Annotated in this window: 16 protein-coding genes; 7 read left to right on the top strand and 9 right to left on the bottom strand. The window is 52.6% G+C overall.

Annotated elements, in window-relative coordinates:
• Nucleotides 1-94: 94 nt before the first annotated feature.
• Complete coding sequence (mobB, locus tag IPZ49_RS07190) at nucleotides 95-598, bottom strand: molybdopterin-guanine dinucleotide biosynthesis protein MobB (protein ID WP_022649861.1); 504 nt, start codon at nucleotides 596-598, stop codon at nucleotides 95-97.
• A complete protein-coding gene (gene mobA / locus IPZ49_RS07195) occupies nucleotides 595-1179 on the bottom strand; it encodes a molybdenum cofactor guanylyltransferase MobA (RefSeq protein WP_063146847.1) in 585 nt (194 codons plus the stop codon). The genes mobB and mobA overlap by 4 nt, the downstream gene beginning before the upstream one ends.
• 68 nt (nucleotides 1180-1247) lie before the next feature.
• On the opposite strand from mobA, the gene IPZ49_RS07200 reads away from it, so the two are divergent.
• The 3 genes from IPZ49_RS07200 to dsbA all read left to right on the top strand — a co-directional run bounded on the left by IPZ49_RS07200 (nucleotide 1248) and on the right by dsbA (nucleotide 3230).
• Nucleotides 1248-1517: a YihD family protein gene (locus IPZ49_RS07200; RefSeq protein WP_003861904.1), complete on the top strand. Its 270-nt coding sequence runs from the start codon at nucleotides 1248-1250 to the stop codon at nucleotides 1515-1517.
• Between the two features lie 75 nt (nucleotides 1518-1592).
• Complete coding sequence (locus tag IPZ49_RS07205) at nucleotides 1593-2579, top strand: serine/threonine protein kinase (protein ID WP_022649859.1); 987 nt, start codon at nucleotides 1593-1595, stop codon at nucleotides 2577-2579.
• Nucleotides 2580-2606: 27 nt separating this feature from the next.
• Complete coding sequence (dsbA, locus tag IPZ49_RS07210) at nucleotides 2607-3230, top strand: thiol:disulfide interchange protein DsbA (RefSeq protein WP_022649858.1); 624 nt, start codon at nucleotides 2607-2609, stop codon at nucleotides 3228-3230.
• Between the two features lie 21 nt (nucleotides 3231-3251).
• Here dsbA and IPZ49_RS07215 read toward each other — a convergent pair whose 3' ends face one another.
• Nucleotides 3252-4160: an acyltransferase gene (locus IPZ49_RS07215; protein ID WP_022649857.1), complete on the bottom strand. Its 909-nt coding sequence runs from the start codon at nucleotides 4158-4160 to the stop codon at nucleotides 3252-3254.
• A 439-nt stretch (nucleotides 4161-4599) separates the two neighbouring features.
• On the opposite strand from IPZ49_RS07215, the gene polA reads away from it, so the two are divergent.
• Nucleotides 4600-7392 (top strand): DNA polymerase I, encoded by a 2793-nt coding sequence (gene polA / locus IPZ49_RS07220; protein ID WP_045308732.1) that lies wholly within the window; start codon nucleotides 4600-4602, stop codon nucleotides 7390-7392.
• Between the two features lie 311 nt (nucleotides 7393-7703).
• On the opposite strand, the gene yihA is transcribed toward polA, so the two are convergent.
• Nucleotides 7704-8333, bottom strand: coding sequence for a ribosome biogenesis GTP-binding protein YihA/YsxC (gene yihA / locus IPZ49_RS07225; RefSeq protein ID WP_003861913.1), 630 nt, complete (start codon nucleotides 8331-8333; stop codon nucleotides 7704-7706).
• A 580-nt stretch (nucleotides 8334-8913) separates the two neighbouring features.
• Here yihA and yihI point away from each other — a divergent pair.
• Both yihI and hemN read left to right on the top strand, forming a co-directional pair.
• On the top strand, nucleotides 8914-9429 hold the full coding sequence (gene yihI, locus IPZ49_RS07230; RefSeq protein WP_022649854.1) for a Der GTPase-activating protein YihI: 516 nt from the start codon (nucleotides 8914-8916) through the stop codon (nucleotides 9427-9429).
• Nucleotides 9430-9617: 188 nt separating this feature from the next.
• On the top strand, nucleotides 9618-10991 hold the full coding sequence (gene hemN, locus IPZ49_RS07235; protein ID WP_032626916.1) for an oxygen-independent coproporphyrinogen III oxidase: 1374 nt from the start codon (nucleotides 9618-9620) through the stop codon (nucleotides 10989-10991).
• Nucleotides 10992-11091: 100 nt separating this feature from the next.
• Here hemN and IPZ49_RS07240 read toward each other — a convergent pair whose 3' ends face one another.
• From IPZ49_RS07240 to glnA, 4 genes are all read right to left on the bottom strand, one after another.
• On the bottom strand, nucleotides 11092-11202 hold the full coding sequence (locus tag IPZ49_RS07240) for a YshB family small membrane protein (protein ID WP_017382667.1): 111 nt from the start codon (nucleotides 11200-11202) through the stop codon (nucleotides 11092-11094).
• 110 nt (nucleotides 11203-11312) lie between these two features.
• Nucleotides 11313-12725, bottom strand: coding sequence for a nitrogen regulation protein NR(I) (gene glnG, locus IPZ49_RS07245; protein ID WP_038416956.1), 1413 nt, complete (start codon nucleotides 12723-12725; stop codon nucleotides 11313-11315).
• Nucleotides 12726-12736: 11 nt separating this feature from the next.
• Nucleotides 12737-13786: a nitrogen regulation protein NR(II) gene (gene glnL, locus IPZ49_RS07250; RefSeq protein WP_058677723.1), complete on the bottom strand. Its 1050-nt coding sequence runs from the start codon at nucleotides 13784-13786 to the stop codon at nucleotides 12737-12739.
• 167 nt (nucleotides 13787-13953) lie between these two features.
• Nucleotides 13954-15363 carry a glutamate--ammonia ligase gene (glnA, locus tag IPZ49_RS07255; protein ID WP_023298930.1) on the bottom strand — a complete coding sequence of 470 codons (1410 nt, stop codon included), beginning with the start codon at nucleotides 15361-15363 and terminating at the stop codon, nucleotides 13954-13956.
• 377 nt (nucleotides 15364-15740) lie between these two features.
• Here glnA and typA point away from each other — a divergent pair, with 377 nt between their 5' ends.
• Nucleotides 15741-17564: a ribosome-dependent GTPase TypA gene (typA, locus tag IPZ49_RS07260; protein ID WP_022649851.1), complete on the top strand. Its 1824-nt coding sequence runs from the start codon at nucleotides 15741-15743 to the stop codon at nucleotides 17562-17564.
• Between the two features lie 79 nt (nucleotides 17565-17643).
• Here typA and ompL read toward each other — a convergent pair whose 3' ends face one another.
• Nucleotides 17644-18330: a porin OmpL gene (ompL, locus tag IPZ49_RS07265; protein WP_032626918.1), complete on the bottom strand. Its 687-nt coding sequence runs from the start codon at nucleotides 18328-18330 to the stop codon at nucleotides 17644-17646.
• Nucleotides 18331-18360 lie beyond the last annotated feature (30 nt).

Consider the following 18360-nt stretch of genomic DNA (forward strand, 5'->3'; position numbering starts at 1 on the left):
ACAAGTGAAGAGGCCATCCGCAAGGATGGCCTTTTTGCGTTTGTACGTCGAAAAACGATAGGCCGGGTCAGGCGAAGCCGTCACCCGGCAGCTTTCAGACTGCACACCACGCCAAAATAAACTCTGCAATCCCCTCCACATTATTCAAATCCAGAACCGGTACTTCCAGCGTCAACGCAGCGTCACTGGCCACAGCAATCACATGTTCATCCAGCGTTAACTCACTTACATCATGCCCGGCACCGTTTCTGAACAGCAGGATCTTCGCAACAGCCTCGTGCTTAAACCCCTCAACCAGCACCAGATCCAGCGTGGAATGATCCATCCGGCTGACAAGATAAGCGAGATCCAGCGGTGCTTCATCCGGAGTTTCTGTCATTAACGCCCAGCGCTGGTTACTCGCCACCATCGTTTGTGCAGCGCCAGCCTTACGCAGCTCATAGCTATCTTTCCCCGGCTTATCGACATCCATGTTATGGTGCGTGTGCTTAATCAATCCGGGACGAATACCTTTAGCGCAAAGTGCAGGTATCAGCTTTTTTAGCAGCGTAGTCTTCCCGGTGCCGCTCCAGGCAGAGATCGCTAATACGGGTATCATTTCTTCTCCTGCATCATCTGCAAATCTTCCGTCGTGTTTACATTCACAAACGCCGATTTCATGTCGCTGAAATCAACGGAATGCCCTCCTGACTGGCGCATAAATACCATGACGCGTCGCTCTCCTGCGGCCAGGTAATCTTCCAGCGCAGATATTAACGAGCGATTAATCAATGCGATCGTCTGATGGTCGCGTTCGCCGTCGTGTACCCAGACGACGGGAGCACCCTCGCACCGCTGCACCAGACGTTTAACCAGACAGGACGGGATGAAGGGCGTATCACATGAACAAAAGAGAAACCACTCTCCGTGCGACTGCTGCATAACGGAAAGCATTCCCGCCAGCGGGCCGGGGTAGTCCACAAGCTTATCCTGATAAACCGGATACCCACTGCGCTGATAAATATCAACATGTCGGTTAGCGCTGATCGCCATCGACGACACCTGATTTGCCAGCGTATCAGCAACATGCTGCCATAAGGGGGTGTTGTTCAGGAGCTGAAGACCTTTATCTTTTCCGCCCATTCGTGTTGCCCTGCCTCCGGCAAGAACGACCCCGATGATTTCCTGGCATTGATTCACGAATATCGCCTCTTTTATTGTGGGATTGACCCTGCTAACGTGTCTCTCTAAATGAAAGGAGCACTACCATGAAATGTAAACGTCTTAATGAAGTCATTGAGCTTCTCCAGCCGGCCTGGCAAAAAGAGCCAGAGCTGAATCTGATGCAATTTTTACAGAAACTGGCGAAAGAGTCAGGTTTTGATGGCGAACTGGCAGACCTTTCTGACGACATCCTGATCTACCACCTCAAAATGCGTGACTCGGCTAAAGATGCTGTTATTCCTGGTATTCAGAAAGATTATGAAGAGGATTTTAAAACCGCATTACTGCGCGCCCGAGGCGTAATTAAAGAGTAAAAGCTTGTAAGCGGAGCCACCGAAATCGCCACAAGATGATATCCTGAATCATTCGTATAATTTCCGGATGATCGGATGAACGACCAGGCTTTTACTTTCCAGACACTACACCCGGATACCATTATGGATGCGCTGTTCGAGCAGGGTATTCGGGTGGATTCCGGGTTAACCCCTTTAAACAGCTACGAAAACCGTGTCTACCAATTTCAGGACGAAGAGCGCCAGCGCTTTGTCGTAAAGTTTTACCGGCCACAGCGCTGGTCCGCAGAACAAATTCAGGAAGAGCATCAGTTTGCCCACGATCTGCTGGATGACGATGTTCCCGTTGCGGCACCGCTCAAATTTAATAACCAAACGCTGCTGACCCATCAGGGTTTTTACTACGCGGTATTTCCGAGCCTGGGCGGAAGACAGTTTGAGGCAGATAATATCGATCAGATGGAATGGGTTGCCCGTTATCTGGGGCGCATTCATCAGACGGGACGTAAAAAATCGTTTGTTGCCCGACCGACGATTGGTGTTCAGGAATATCTTATTGAGCCGCGAGAGGTATTCGAAACATCGGCGCTGATCCCAAAGGCGCTTAAGGATAATTTCCTCACGGCGACCGATAAGCTTATTGATGCTGTAAAAGCCTGCTGGCGGGATGATATTACCGCTCTACGCCTGCACGGTGACTGCCACGCCGGGAATATTCTCTGGCGCGACGGCCCGCTATTTGTCGATCTTGATGACGCTCGTATGGGACCTGCGGTGCAGGATCTGTGGATGCTGCTCAACGGTGATAAAGCCGAGCAGCGCATGCAGCTTGAGACCATAATTGAAGCTTATGAAGAATTTAGCCCCTTTAATTCAGACGAAATTGCCCTGATAGAGCCTTTACGTGCGATGCGATTTGTTTATTATCTCGCGTGGTTAATCAGGCGTTGGGAAGACCCGGCTTTTCCCCGAAATTTCCCCTGGCTTACCGGGGAGGATTACTGGCGCAACCAGATATCCACATTTACCGAGCAGGTTAAGGTTCTACAGGAACCCCCTCTGCAATTAACGCCGATGTATTAATTGGACACACCCAGGAGAGAGTTAATCATGAAAAAAATTTGGCTGGCGCTGGCTGGTATGATTCTGGCATTTAGCGCAACTGCTGCGCAGTTTACCGACGGCAAGCAGTACATTACGCTGGACAAGCCTGTAGCTGGCGAGCCTCAGGTGCTGGAGTTCTTCTCCTTCTACTGCCCGCACTGCTACGAGTTTGAGCAGGTACTTCATGTTTCTGACAACGTGAAGAAAAAGCTGCCGGAAGGCACCAAAATGACGAAATACCACGTTGAGTTCCTTGGCCCATTGGGTAAAGATTTGACTCAGGCATGGGCGGTTGCGATTGCGCTGGGTGTGGAAGATAAGATCACCGCGCCTATGTTTGAAGCCGTACAGAAAACCCAGACCGTACAAACTACGGCAGATATCCGTAAAGTGTTTGTTGATGCCGGTGTGAAAGGTGAAGACTACGACGCTGCCTGGAACAGTTTTGTGGTGAAATCTCTCGTGGCACAGCAGGAAAAAGCTGCCGCTGACTTCCAGTTGCAGGGCGTGCCGGCGATGTATGTTAACGGTAAATACCAGGTAAATATGCGTGGTATGGACACCACCAGTATGGATATCTTCGTACAACAGTACGCTGATACCGTGAAACACCTGGTTGAGATGAAGTAACAAACATAAAGAAAACGCCGGTCATTGACCGGCGTTTTTGTATGAAGATTTTAACTCCGCTATCTGTTCGTCTTTCTCTTTCCAGAGTGTATTGAGCCAAAGCTGGAAACGACGTTTGAAGTTTTTATCGTTAACGTAATCACCGTGCAGTTCCGTATCGATGGGCAACAGATCAACGCGGACTACGATACGCGTCAGCTTGCCGCTGAGCATATCGTAGAACGGCGTCCTGTCGTTTTCCGGATAGCAGAGCGTTACGTTCAACAATTTATCAAACTGCTCACCCAGCACGTTGAGGGCCATTGCGATACCCGCTGCCTTTGGCGGCAACAGGTGCTGATACGGAGAGCGAGTCTGCTGGCGCTTCTCTTCGGTAAAGCGCGAACCTTCGACGAAATTAACTATGGTGGTGGGATGCGCGCGAAACTTCTCGCAAGAACGGCGCGTAGTTTCCACGTCCATACCGCGGCGTTCCGGATGACGAATCAGATAGCTGCGTGAATAGCGTTTCATAAACGGCATATCCAGCGCCCAGCAGGCCAGACCAATGAAAGGCACCCATGCCAGTTGCTGTTTCAGAAAGTATTTGTTCATCGGAATATGTTTGCGAAACAGCACGCACAATACAACGATGTCGGCCCAGCTGTGATGATTGCAGATCAGCAGATACCAGTTCTTTTTATTCAGCTTCTCGAGGCCCTGAACGTCCCACTTTAACCAGGGGTTCAGATACAACAGGATCGCCAGCCCTTCACACCAGCAGTACATCATAAAATTACAAAAAGCAGACACTGCACGCCATACCGGAGGGACGGGCAGCAGGAGCTTAATTATTCCGGCAACGATGATTGGCACAGAACAGGCGATGGTAACCAGAATAGTTAAAATGACGCTTAGCAATAAGGTTATCGCAGCGAGTATTTTCGACATAATGAATTTTTTCAGATAGTTAGCTGTAATTAAGCAGCCGGCTATCCGGTGCTGGGCGCCGATCTTATCAGATATTGGCCCAGACCAGGGCGCTTTCGCACGAAGAGGCTGCGGCTTTTCCTGCCATGCAGCGAAATTTTCTATATAGACAGGGTGCTTACGTCTTATATCCACATAGACTAAATAACCATCAGCGGGGTGGGATCTTAAGTGATCTAATTTCAACTAATTGATTTTATTTGATAAATAAGTTTTCAGTATCAGTTTTATAGAACTGTTATTCACCTGTATTAAAAATATGCACAAACTTATCCACAGTTTGTTTTTGCGAGCGATCTTCACGATCGCAAAATCTTTTTCTGTATAAAGCGCTAAAACCTGATGTTTTCATCCTTCTGTGGCATCCTTTACCCATAAATTAATTAAAGGCACGGACATTATGGTTCAGATCCCAGAAAACCCACTTATACTCGTCGATGGCTCTTCTTACCTTTATCGGGCGTATCATGCGTTTCCTCCTCTGACCAACAGCGCAGGGGAACCTACCGGCGCAATGTACGGCGTGCTGAATATGCTACGCAGCCTGATTCTGCAATACCACCCAACCCATGCGGCCGTGGTGTTTGATGCGAAGGGGAAAACCTTCCGCGATGAATTATTTGAGCATTACAAATCTCACCGTCCTCCCATGCCTGACGATCTGCGTGCGCAGATTGAACCGCTGCACGCTATGGTCAAAGCGATGGGGCTGCCTTTGCTGGCTGTCTCGGGCGTTGAGGCTGACGACGTTATTGGCACCCTGGCGCGCGAAGCTGAAAAGGCTGGCCGCCCGGTGCTGATCAGTACCGGTGATAAAGACATGGCGCAGCTGGTAACACCTGGGATCACGCTGATTAATACCATGACCAACACCATTCTTGGCCCGGAAGAAGTGGTTGCCAAATATGGCGTGCCGCCAGAACTCATTATTGATTTCCTCGCCCTGATGGGGGATTCCTCGGATAACATCCCTGGCGTGCCGGGCGTGGGCGAAAAAACAGCTCAGGCGCTGCTGCAAGGGTTAGGTGGGTTGGATACGCTGTACGCTGAGTCCGACAAAATTGCCGGACTTACCTTCCGTGGTGCAAAAACCATGGCCGGAAAGCTCGCCGATAACAAAGAGGTGGCTTACCTCTCTTATCAGTTAGCCACCATCAAAACCGACGTCGAGCTGGAGCTTACCTGCGACCAGCTTGAAGTGCAGGAACCCGCCGCAGAAGAACTGCTTGGCCTGTTCAGAAAATACGAATTTAAACGCTGGACCACGGATGTCGAAGCCGGGAAATGGCTTCAGGCGAAAGGGGCAAAAGCTGCGGCGAAGCCGAAAGAAACTATCGTTGTCGATGCCGAAGAGCAGGCAGAAGAAGAAGCGGCAGCGCTCTCATTCGATAACTATGAAACCATCCTTGAAGAGTCGCAGCTCGTCGCCTGGATTGAAAAGCTGAAAAAAGCACCGGTATTTGCGTTCGATACCGAAACGGACAGTCTCGATAACATATCTGCCAATATGGTAGGTCTGTCATTCGCGACGGAGCCGGGTATGGCAGCCTATGTTCCGGTAGCGCATGACTATCTGGATGCGCCGGAGCAGATCTCGCGCGAGCGCGCCTTAGAACTGCTGAAGCCGATTCTGGAAGACGAGAAAGCGCTGAAGGTCGGGCAAAACCTGAAGTACGACCGCGGTATTCTGCAAAACTACGGCATTGAACTGCGTGGTATCGCTTTTGACACCATGCTGGAATCTTACATTCTGGACAGCGTGGCGGGCCGCCATGATATGGATTCCTTATCCGATCGTTGGCTGAAACACAAAACCATCACCTTTGAAGAAATTGCCGGTAAGGGCAAAAATCAGCTGACCTTTAACCAGATCGCGCTGGAAGAAGCAGGCCGCTACGCCGCGGAAGACGCTGACGTCACGCTACAGCTGCATCTCAAAATGTGGCCGAAATTGCAGAAGCACGAAGGGCCGCTGAATGTTTTCCAGAACATTGAGATGCCGCTGGTGCCTGTGCTGTCCCGCATTGAGCGTAACGGCGTCAAAATCGACCCAACGGTGCTGCATAATCACTCTGGCGAGCTGGCGCAGCGCCTGACCGAGCTTGAACAGAAAGCGCATGAGCTTGCTGGAGAGGCATTTAACCTGTCGTCACCGAAACAGCTGCAAACCATCCTGTTTGAAAAGCAGGGTATTAAACCGCTGAAGAAAACGCCGGGCGGCGCGCCTTCAACCTCTGAAGAGGTGCTGGAAGAGCTGGCGCTGGACTATCCGCTGCCAAAAGTTATCCTGCAGTACCGTGGTCTGGCGAAGCTGAAATCGACCTATACCGACAAACTGCCGTTGATGATTAACCCTAAAACGGGCCGCGTACACACTTCCTATCACCAGGCTGTAGCGGCGACCGGGCGACTTTCGTCAACCGATCCTAACCTGCAAAACATTCCGGTGCGTAATGAAGAGGGCCGCCGTATACGGCAGGCTTTCATTGCGCCAGAGGATTATCTGATTGTCTCCGCAGACTACTCGCAAATCGAACTGCGTATTATGGCGCACCTGTCGCGTGACAAAGGCCTGCTGACGGCATTTGCCGAAGGGAAGGATATCCACCGGGCGACAGCTGCCGAAGTGTTTGGCCTGCCGCTGGACAGCGTGACAAACGAACAGCGTCGTAGCGCTAAAGCGATTAACTTTGGCCTTATTTACGGCATGAGCGCATTTGGCCTATCACGCCAGCTCAACATTCCGCGTAAAGAGTCGCAGAAGTATATGGATCTCTACTTTGAGCGCTATCCGGGCGTGCTGGAATATATGGAGCGTACCCGCGCGCAGGCGAAAGAGAAAGGCTACGTTGAAACGCTGGATGGCCGTCGTCTTTACCTTCCGGACATCAAATCCAGCAACGCCGCGCGCCGTGCTGGCGCTGAACGTGCTGCTATCAATGCCCCGATGCAGGGCACTGCGGCAGACATCATCAAACGCGCGATGATCGCCGTTGATGCCTGGCTGGAAAAAGAGAAACCGCGCGTGAAAATGATCATGCAGGTACACGATGAACTGGTATTTGAAGTCCATAAAGACGACCTGGAAAAGGTCTCTCAGAAGATCCATGAACTGATGGAAAACAGCATGAAGCTGGACGTTCCGTTGCTGGTGGAAGTGGGTAGCGGCGAAAACTGGGATCAGGCTCACTAAGCGTTATCGGAATAACGCGCGTTTTATGTAAGTAAGCAACATAAGTACGCGCGTTTTGTGACGATCATTAGAATTCCCTATGTAAAGAATGAAAAAAAACTACAAAAAGTGCTTTTTCAAGAGACAAAAAAAGAGTAGAGTTAACGACGTAGGGTACAGAGGTAAGATGTTCTATCTTTCAGACCTTTTACTTCACGTAATCGGATTTGGCTGAATATTTTAGCCGCCCCAGTCAGTAATGACTGGGGCGTTTTTTATTGCGGGAAGGAAAGTTTCGGGCGAAAAAAACGCGGTCATCGCCGCGCCTGTTGTTACTCTGCTTCCGCTTCTGTCGCCGGTTCCAGATCGTTAAACCAGCTGTCTAGCTTCTGTCGCAGTTTGTCCACACCCTGCTTTTTCAGCGAGGAGAACGGTTCAACCTGTACATCACCGTTGAATGCCAGCACCGCTTCACGCACCTTGTTCACCTGCGCCTTGCGCGCGCCGCTCGCCAGCTTATCCGCTTTTGTCAGCAGCACCAGCACCGCAATATCGCTTGCCACCGCCCAGTCAATCATCTGCTGGTCGAGATCTTTTAGCGGGTGTCGAATATCCATCAGCACCACCAGACCTTTCAGACACATGCGTTTTTCCAGGTATTCACCCAGCGCACGCTGCCATTTGATCTTCATCTCTTCCGGTACCTGCGCGTAACCGTAGCCCGGTAAATCGACCAGGCGTTTGCCTTCAGCCACTTCAAACAGGTTAATCAGCTGAGTACGGCCAGGTGTTTTTGAGGTACGCGCCAGGTTTTTCTGATTGGTCAGCGTATTCAGGGCGCTGGATTTTCCCGCATTGGAGCGGCCAGCAAATGCCACTTCAATCCCTGTGTCTGAGGGCAGGTGGCGAATATCGGGCGCACTGGTGACAAAATGCGTCTGTTGGTAGTTCCAGGTAGTCACGTGGTCGTCTCCAAAAATCGTAATCTGCGGGGGATTATACCTGAATGCGGGCAAAAGGCTTTTCCCTTCGTCATTGACGTGTAAGTGAAAGCCCTACGGAATGTAAGAGATCTGCCCTTAAGCTTATGAGAAATTTAAGAGAAATCGCAGGCGCTAAAAAACTCAAAATATTAAAATTCAAAGAGTTATTAATGAGTAATTATCTGAAAATCCGGTTTAGTACCTTTTCGTTGCTTGTTAGTTTAAGAGAACAAGGTAAAGTGTGCGTCAAGGCGAGGATGCCAGCAGGAAAACGACTTAAGGATAAGGGTCAGGAGCGCCAGGAGGCGAAGACTCAGGATTGTCAGGACGACCGGCGCCTGGAGGCGTTTTTAACAGGAAACGGAACCGTATCACGGACGGTAGTAGCCAAGGGATAAACAGGGTTTGTTGAAGGCAAACAGGGAATGTCTGACCCGTTAAGGGTTGTGAGTCAGGAAAAAAGGCGACAGATTGCTCTGTCGCCTTTTTTCTTTGCTTGCTTTCTGCTAGATTTCGCCGCAATTCTATACTGAAGAAAACGACTTAAAGATAAAACATCATGAAAAAACCGACCTCCGCTGCGGGCGCGAAACGCCCTGCAAAAGCACGCCGCAAAACGCGCGAAGAACTGAATCAGGAAGCGCGCGATCGCAAACGCGATAAAAAGCATCGTGGCCATACTGCGGGTAGCCGTGCTAATGGTGGCGGTGCCGCAGGCGCTTCTGCAAAAGGCAAACAGCAGAAAGATCCTCGTATCGGCAGTAAAACTCCCATTCCACTGGGCGTGACAGACACGCCGGTCACTAAGCAGCACAAACCAAAGAGCGAGAAACCTATGCTTTCACCGCAGGCTGAGCTGGATATGCTGGAGAACGATGAGCGCCTGGATGCGCTGCTGGAACGTCTTGAAGAGGGTGAAACCCTGACCGCTGAAGAGCAGTCCTGGGTAGATGCCAAACTGGATCGCATTGATGAACTGATGCAGAAGCTGGGTCTGTCCTACGATGATGAAGAAGACGAAGAGGAAGACGAAAAGCAGGAAGATATGATGCGTCTGCTGAAAGGTGGAAACTAACATTTGCACCCGGCAGGTACACTCGTCCTGCTTATAACCCTTCCGGTTATATGTTATCTGGTGTGGTTATTCGTTAAACTACGGCGGTTGTCGCGGCGACAGAAGTGGCTGCGCACCCGAATGATGGCCCGCAACGGGACCAGAACGGGCCGCCGTATACGAACGCGACACCAACGGAAGGAGTGAGCATGTCTGTACCATCTATCGACTGGGATTTGGCCCTGATCCAGAAATATAACTATTCCGGGCCGCGTTATACCTCATACCCCACCGCGCTGGAGTTTTCTGACGCTTTCGGCGAGGCGGATTTTCAGCATGCTGTGGCGCGCTATCCCGAGCGCCCGCTGTCGCTCTACGTCCATATTCCGTTCTGCCACAAGCTCTGCTACTTCTGCGGCTGCAATAAAATCGTTACCCGCCAGCAGCACAAAGCCGATCAATACCTCGATGCGCTTGAACAGGAAATTCTGCACCGCGCACCGCTGTTTAAAGGCCGTCACGTCAGCCAGCTTCACTGGGGCGGCGGTACGCCAACCTATCTGAATAAAGCGCAGATCAGCCGCCTGATGGCGCTACTGCGCGGCAATTTCAGTTTTAACCACGACGCTGAAATTTCGATCGAGGTCGATCCGCGTGAAATCGAGCTGGATGTGCTGGATCATTTACGCGCCGAAGGCTTCAACCGCCTGAGTATGGGTGTACAAGACTTCAACAAAGAAGTACAGCGCCTGGTCAACCGCGAGCAGGATGAAGCGTTTATCTTTGCCTTACTCAACCATGCGCGTGAAATCGGCTTTACCTCAACGAATATAGACCTGATTTACGGCCTGCCGAAGCAGACGCCGGAGAGCTTCGCCTACACGCTTAAACGCGTGGCTGAGCTCAACCCGGACCGTCTGAGCGTCTTTAACTATGCGCACCTGCCGACGCTGTTCGCCGCGCAGCGCAAAATCAAAGATGCGGATCTGCCTTCCGCCCAGCAGAAGCTGGACATTTTGCAGGAGACCATCGCCTCGCTGACCGAAACCGGCTATCAGTTTATCGGGATGGATCACTTTGCCCGCCCTGACGACGAACTGGCGATTGCCCAGCGCGAAGGTGTTCTCCACCGTAACTTCCAGGGATACACCACCCAGGGAGATACCGATCTGCTCGGAATGGGTGTCTCCGCTATCAGCATGATTGGCGACTGCTACGCCCAGAACCAAAAAGAGCTGAAGCTGTATTACCAGCAGGTTGATGAAACGGGCAACGCGCTGTGGCGCGGCATTGCGTTAACGCGCGACGACTGCATCCGTCGTGATGTTATTAAGGCGCTTATCTGCAACTTCCGTCTCGAATTCCGCGAGGTGGAGTCGCAATGGGATCTGCAATTCAGCGATTACTTTGCCGAAGACCTGAAGCTTCTTGCGCCGCTGGCGAAAGACGGGCTGGTGGATGTGTCGGAGAGCGCGGTGGTCGTCACGCCGAAGGGGCGTCTGTTGATTCGTAATATCTGCATGTGCTTCGATGCCTATCTGCGCCAGAAAGCGCGTTTACAGCAGTTCTCGCGCGTGATTTAAGTTGCAATGCCGGGAGGCGCTTCGCTTACCCGGCCTACAACTCGCACTTATGTAGGCCGGGTAAGGCGAAGCCGCCACCCGGCTTTTCATCGACAGCTCGTTAGCTAAACAGCCCAACCAGTGCCGCACACAATACCGCCGCAACGGCAGTTTGTGGCGTGTGGCTTTCTGCTGCACCGCTCGAAAGCAAGGTCACTAATGATTCCAGCATGATGCTCCCCCCAGTTTCCGGGCACGATCATACAAAACTCATCGGAACAGTAAAGCGCAAAATAACGGCACTTTGCGCTCAATTAGTAACCTTTACACAGCGGAGAAAGATCACTCCATTCCCAGCTCTTTCAGCTTGCGCGTCAGGGTGTTTCGACCCCATCCCAACAGGCGAGCCGCTTCCTGTTTGTGGCCCTGGGTATGACGAAGCGCGGTGGTCAACAGCGTGCGCTCCATTTCAGGCTGTGCTTCAGAGAGCAAGTTTTGATGACCGGAACGCAGCGCGCGATCTGCCCACTGCGCCAGCAGCGTTGCCCAGCTGTCCGGCAACGTATGTCCTGAGGTGCTCTCGGGCACGGTGGCTTCAAACAGTTCTGCCGGTAAATCCTGAATCAGCACTTCCTGGCCGGCGGCCATCACCGTCAGCCAGCGACAGGTGTTTTCCAGCTGACGCACGTTGCCCGGCCACGCCAGACGGGTGAGGGCGGCATCCGTTTCCGGATGAAGCTGTTTGGCTTCCACGCCCAGCTCGCGGGCCGCCACCTGCAGGAAATGGCGCGCCAGACGCGGGATATCTTCCCGACGCTCGCGCAGCGGCGGCAGGTGGACGCGGATCACGTTCAGACGATGGAATAAATCCTCACGGAATTTCCCCTCTTGTACGCGCAGCTCCAGGTTCTGGTGCGTCGCGGCGATAATGCGTACGTCCACCTTCACCGGCGCATACCCGCCCACGCGGTAAAACTGTCCATCTGCCAGCACGCGCAACAGTCGGGTCTGTACATCCAGCGGCATATCGCCGATTTCATCCAGGAAAAGCGTGCCGCCGTCAGCCTGTTCAAAGCGTCCCTGACGAATGGTATTGGCTCCGGTAAATGCCCCTTTTTCGTGGCCGAACAGCTCAGATTCAATTAAATCCTTAGGGATCGCTGCCATGTTCAGGGCGATAAAGGGGGCTTTCGCCCGCGGGCTGTGGCGATGCAGGGCGTGTGCGACCAACTCTTTACCGGTCCCTGATTCACCGTTAATCAAGACGCTGATAGACGAACGCGAAAGACGCCCGATGATGCGAAACACGTCCTGCATGGCTGGCGCTTCACCGATGATGTCCGTCGTTGGTCCAAAGTCGGGGGCATTGCGGGGCTGCTGTTGCTCCTGATAGTGGCTGATAGCGCGCTCAACCAGCGCAACGGCTTCGTCGATATCAAACGGTTTTGGCAGGTAATCAAACGCGCCCTGCTGGTACGCGCTGACGGCAGCATCCAGGTCGGAGTGGGCGGTCATTATGATGACCGGAAGCATAGGGTGGCGCTGTTTGATCTGCTTTAAGAGCGCCAGTCCGTCCATACCCGGCATGCGAATATCCGAGAGCAGAACGTCCGGCGTTTTGGTGGTGAGTGCGTCGAGCACCTCGCTGCCACTCTCAAACGTCGTGCAGCTTAATCCCGCTCCTGTGAGCGCGCGTTCAAGCACCCAACGGATGGAGCTATCGTCATCGACTACCCAGACTATCCCTCGTTGCATAAACGTCACCTTTATTTTTTAATCGGCAGGAAAACCGAAAACTCGGTATGTCCCGGCCAACTGGTAAATTCAATTTTGCCGGAGTGTTGGTCAATCAAATTTCGGGCTATGGATAACCCCAGCCCGGTGCCGCCTTCGCGACCGCTGACCATCGGGTAGAACAGGGTGTCCTGGAGATGCGGCGGGATCCCCGGTCCGTTATCTTCCACATCAACACGTGCTGCCAGACGATAACGTACGCCGTGCAGCGTCAGCTGGAACGCGGTGCGGGTACGCAGAATAATTTCGCCACCCTCCGGGCCCAGCGCCTGCAACGCGTTACGCACAATGTTCAACAGCACCTGTTCAATCTGGTCCGGATCGTGCGCCAGCTCCGGCAGGCTTGGGTCATAGTCACGCACCAGCGTGACGTTATCCGGCAGCTCCATCGAGACGAGTTTCACCACCCGCTCCGCGACCTTGTGAATGCTTTCTGAAACGTGCATCCCTGGCTGCTGCGGCCCGAGCAGGCGATCGACCAGATTACGCAGACGGTCCGCCTGCTCAATAATGACGTTGGTATACTCCGCCAGGGCAGGGTCAGGCAGCGCTTTGGTCAGAAGCTGTGCCGCGCCGCGTAAGCCGCCCAGCGGGTTTTTGATCTCATGGGCCAGCCCGCGCACCAGGTCGCGCGCCGCAATCTGCTGCGCATGCTGAAGCTGCTCCTGGCTGAGACGACGCTGGTTATCCATCGGCGCCATTTCCAGCAGAATCATGCCATCTGGCAGGCGCTGTGCGGTGAGGGACAAAATATGCGAGCGTCCGTCAATCACCAGTGTCACTTCGTTATCGGTGAAGCCCTGACCCGCCTGCAAACTCTCCTGCATCAGGCCAATATTCAGCGAGAAATAGCTCAGCAGTTCTGGCAGCGGCGTGCCAAACAGTTTACGGGCGCTTTGGGCGAGCAGCTGCTGCGCCGCCGGGTTGGCGTAATGCACCGCCAGCTCGTCGTCGACCAGTAAAATACTGTTAATTAAAGAATTGAGGATCTGCCCAGCATCGGGCAGCGTGCCAGTTGCCATTCAGCAGTCTCCTGGAGTCGTTGCACTATTTTAGTGCAGTATAGCGTTTTAGAGGTAAAAAGCGCGTGAGATCAGGTTGTTGGTGGAGAAAAAAGCCCATCCGAAGATGGGCTAAAGTTTCCACGGCAACGACTCCCGACGCGTATGCGCCGGGTAAAACAAATCAATTAAACGCTGTAGTACAGTTCGAACTCAACCGGGTGCGGCGTCATGCGAACGCGGTCGTTTTCTTCGGTACGCAGCGCGATGTAAGCGTCGATAGCTTCATCGGTGAACACGCCGCCAGCGGTCAGGAACTCGCGGTCTGCGTCCAGCGCCTGGAGGGCTTCTTCCAGAGAGCCGGCAACCTGTGGGATCTCTTTCGCTTCTTCTGGCGGCAGGTCGTACAGGTTTTTGTCCATGGCTTCGCCCGGGTGGATCTTGTTCTTGATACCGTCCAGACCGGCCATCAGCAGTGCTGCGAAGCACAGGTATGGGTTAGCCGCCGGGTCCGGGAAGCGCACTTCGATACGACGCGCTTTCGGAGACGCAACCACCGGGATACGGATAGAAGCAGAACGGTTACGGGCAGAGTACGCCAGCATTACTGGTGCTTCGTAGCCAGGGACCAGACGCTTGTAGGAGTTAGTGGTTGGGTTCGCCAGGGCGTTGATCGCTTTAGCGTGTTTGATAACACCACCGATGTAGTGCAGCGCCTGCTCGGACAGACCCGCGTACTTGTCGCCAGAGAACAGGTTAGTGCCGTTCCTGGACAGGGACATGTGGCAGTGCATGCCGGAACCGTTGTCGCCAAACATGGGTTTTGGCATGAAGGTCGCGGTTTTACCGAAACGGTGCGCAACATTGTGCACAACGTATTTGTAAATCTGAATCTCGTCCGCTTTTTTGGTCATGGTGTTGAAGCGGGTGGCGATCTCGTTCTGGCCAGCCGTTGCCACTTCGTGGTGGTGCGCTTCAACAACCAGGCCCATCTCTTCCATGATCAGACACATGGTAGAACGGATGTCCTGTGAAGAATCGACCGGAGGAACCGGGAAGTAACCGCCTTTCACGCCCGGACGGTGACCTTTGTTACCACCTTCGTACTTGGTGGAAGAGTTCCATGCGCCTTCGATGTCATCGATAGCGACGTGGGAACCAGAAATGGAAGCACCAAAACGGATGTCGTCGAACAGGAAGAACTCTGGCTCTGGCCCGAACAGAACGGTGTCTGCAATACCGGTAGAACGCAGGTACTCTTCAGCGCGTTTTGCGATGGAGCGTGGGTCACGGTCATAGCCTTGCAGCGTGCCAGGTTCCAGGATATCGCAGCGGATGATCAGCGTAGGTTCTTCGTAGAACGGGTCAATGAGCGCAGTGGTTGCATCTGGCATCAGAACCATGTCGGATTCGTTAATGCCTTTCCAGCCGCCAATGGAGGAGCCGTCAAACATTTTGCCTTCTTCAAAGAATTCGGCGTTCACCTGATGAGCAGGGATCGTGACGTGCTGTTCTTTACCTTTGGTATCGGTGAAGCGCAGATCAACAAACTTCACTTCATGTTCGTTCAGCATCGTCAAAACGTGTTCAGCGGACATACTTAACTCTCCAGATTGGTCATTGTCGTCGTGGTAACGAGGTCTTCAAATCGGCTGGGCTGCCATATTTTTACTGTATTTCTGTAAAGCGAAATCTGTGCCAACTTTTAAAACACCCCAAAAAGGCGTTATCATGCGCACCATAGTGCAGAAGGGCTGCACCACATTGGATTCGTTGCACCATTATAGTGCTTCAGTGTGAACATTGAGCACCATATTGGTGCAATTTACGTTAAAGTGCCCTTTTACCGCTCCGTGAAAGCGATCACAAAGCATCTCTGCAATACTTGTTTGCGGGGGATGTTTGTGATCCTGTTTTGTAGTGCGATTAATCCGTGTACAATAACGCGCTATTTCTAAATGCCTGAGGCAAAGTTGTGATCGAAAAATTGCGTAATATCGCCATCATCGCGCACGTCGACCATGGTAAAACTACCCTGGTTGACAAGCTGCTACAGCAGTCCGGTACGTTTGATGCTCGTGCCGAAACTCAAGAGCGTGTGATGGACTCCAACGATTTGGAGAAAGAGCGTGGGATTACCATCCTCGCCAAAAACACCGCTATCAAATGGAATGACTACCGTATCAACATCGTTGATACCCCAGGGCACGCCGACTTCGGTGGTGAAGTTGAGCGCGTGATGTCCATGGTGGATTCCGTGCTGCTGGTGGTTGACGCATTTGATGGCCCTATGCCGCAAACGCGCTTCGTGACCAAAAAAGCATTTGCCCACGGCCTGAAACCTATCGTTGTGATCAACAAGGTTGACCGTCCTGGCGCGCGTCCTGACTGGGTTGTTGACCAGGTCTTCGACCTGTTCGTTAACCTCGACGCGACTGACGAACAGCTGGACTTCCCTATCGTTTATGCGTCTGCGCTGAACGGTATCGCCGGTCTGGATCACGAAGACATGGCGGAAGACATGACTCCGCTGTACCAGACGATTGTTGACCGCGTTCCTGCGCCAAACGTTGACCTGGAAGGCACCCTGCAAATGCAGATCTCCCAGCTCGACTACAACAACTATGTTGGCGTAATCGGCATTGGTCGTATCAAGCGCGGTAAAGTGAAGCCTAACCAGCAGGTCACTATCATCGATAGCGAAGGCAAAACCCGTAACGGTAAAGTCGGTAAAGTTCTGACTCACCTGGGTCTTGAGCGTATCGAGAGCGACATCGCTGAAGCGGGCGACATCATCGCTATTACCGGTCTGGGTGAACTGAACATCTCCGACACCATCTGCGATCCGCAGAACGTCGAAGCGCTGCCAGCCCTGTCCGTTGATGAACCAACCGTATCCATGTTCTTCAACGTCAACACCTCTCCGTTCTGTGGTAAAGAAGGTAAGTTCGTTACCTCTCGTCAGATCCTTGACCGCCTGAACAAAGAGCTGGTGCACAACGTTGCGCTGCGCGTTGAAGAAACCGAAGACGCTGATGCATTCCGCGTTTCCGGTCGTGGTGAGCTGCACCTGTCTGTTCTGATTGAGAACATGCGTCGTGAAGGTTTCGAGATGGCGGTATCCCGTCCGAAAGTTATCTTCCGCGAAATCGATGGCCGTAAACAAGAGCCATTCGAAAACGTAACGCTGGACGTTGAAGAGCAGCACCAGGGTTCTGTCATGCAGGCACTGGGTGAGCGTAAAGGCGACCTGAAAAACATGAATCCAGATGGCAAAGGCCGCGTACGTCTCGACTACGTGATCCCAAGCCGTGGCCTGATCGGCTTCCGTTCTGAGTTCATGACCATGACCTCCGGTACTGGCCTGCTGTACTCCACCTTCAGCCACTATGACGACATCCGTCCGGGCGAAGTGGGCCAGCGTAACAACGGCGTACTGATCTCCAACGGTCAGGGTAAAGCGGTTGCGTTTGCGCTGTTCGGTCTGCAGGATCGCGGTAAGCTGTTCTTGGGTCACGGTGCTGAAGTTTACGAAGGCCAGATCATCGGTATTCACAGCCGTTCTAACGACCTGACGGTAAACTGCCTGACCGGTAAGAAACTGACCAACATGCGTGCGTCCGGTACTGACGAAGCAACGGTTCTGGTTCCACCGATCAAGATGACGCTGGAGCAGGCTCTGGAATTCATCGATGATGACGAACTGGTAGAAGTGACGCCTCAGTCAATTCGTATCCGTAAACGTCACCTGACCGAGAACGATCGTAAACGTGCTATGCGCGGTGCGAAAGAAGAGTAATTCGGTTATGCCGTAGGCCGGGTAAAGCGCAAGCGCCACCCGGCAACGAAAAGCCGCTGAGCGATCAGCGGCTTTTTTATTAGAAGGAATAACGTAACCCTAACCGAATCCGGTACTGCTCGCGGTTGTAATCATTCCATCGGTCCAGCCACTGTAGCTCAAGATACGGCAGCCAGTTTCTGTCGATCTTATAGCTGAACTTGTTGGTAATTTCCCAGTGATGATCTTTGCCATTTTTGCTGTGGTAATCATTCACCCGCTGGAAAAAATGCGGCTCAAAGGTGTAGAAAAACGCATCCGTCACTTTGAAATTCCAGTAGTTGGCGAATTCGTGCGTGTCGTTTTTATCCATCTGCCCGTTATAGTCCGGCGTATCGTAATTGTTATGGTTATAGCGATAGCGGAACGTCAGATTGAACCAGTCCGTAAATTTATAGTTAGTATCTAAATAGAGTGCTCCACCCGATCCTGCGCTGCTGTCATTGATCAAGCCGCCGGGCTGGAAGGTGAGTTTGTCGGTCGGTTTGAAGAGCGGATACCAACCCTCGATTTCGTTATAGCTGTGCTTCAGTTCGTCCCATTTCCCCACGTTATAAGCGTTGGTGAACATCAGCCCCGCGCCCATATCGAAGTTATAGCCCGCACGCAGGATCACCTCGTGCAGCTCAGAGGCCGTATTGTACGCTTCGCGCGTTTCGACATAGGCCCCGGCAAAAACCGGGCAGGACACAGACGACACGATCAGTACGGTGATGATTCTATTCATAATTTGTCCATGTATCAGGTACAGAAAGGC

It is taken from the genome of Enterobacter cloacae complex sp. S2, from assembly GCF_015159675.1.
Classification (GTDB): Bacteria; Pseudomonadota; Gammaproteobacteria; order Enterobacterales; family Enterobacteriaceae; genus Enterobacter; species Enterobacter intestinihominis.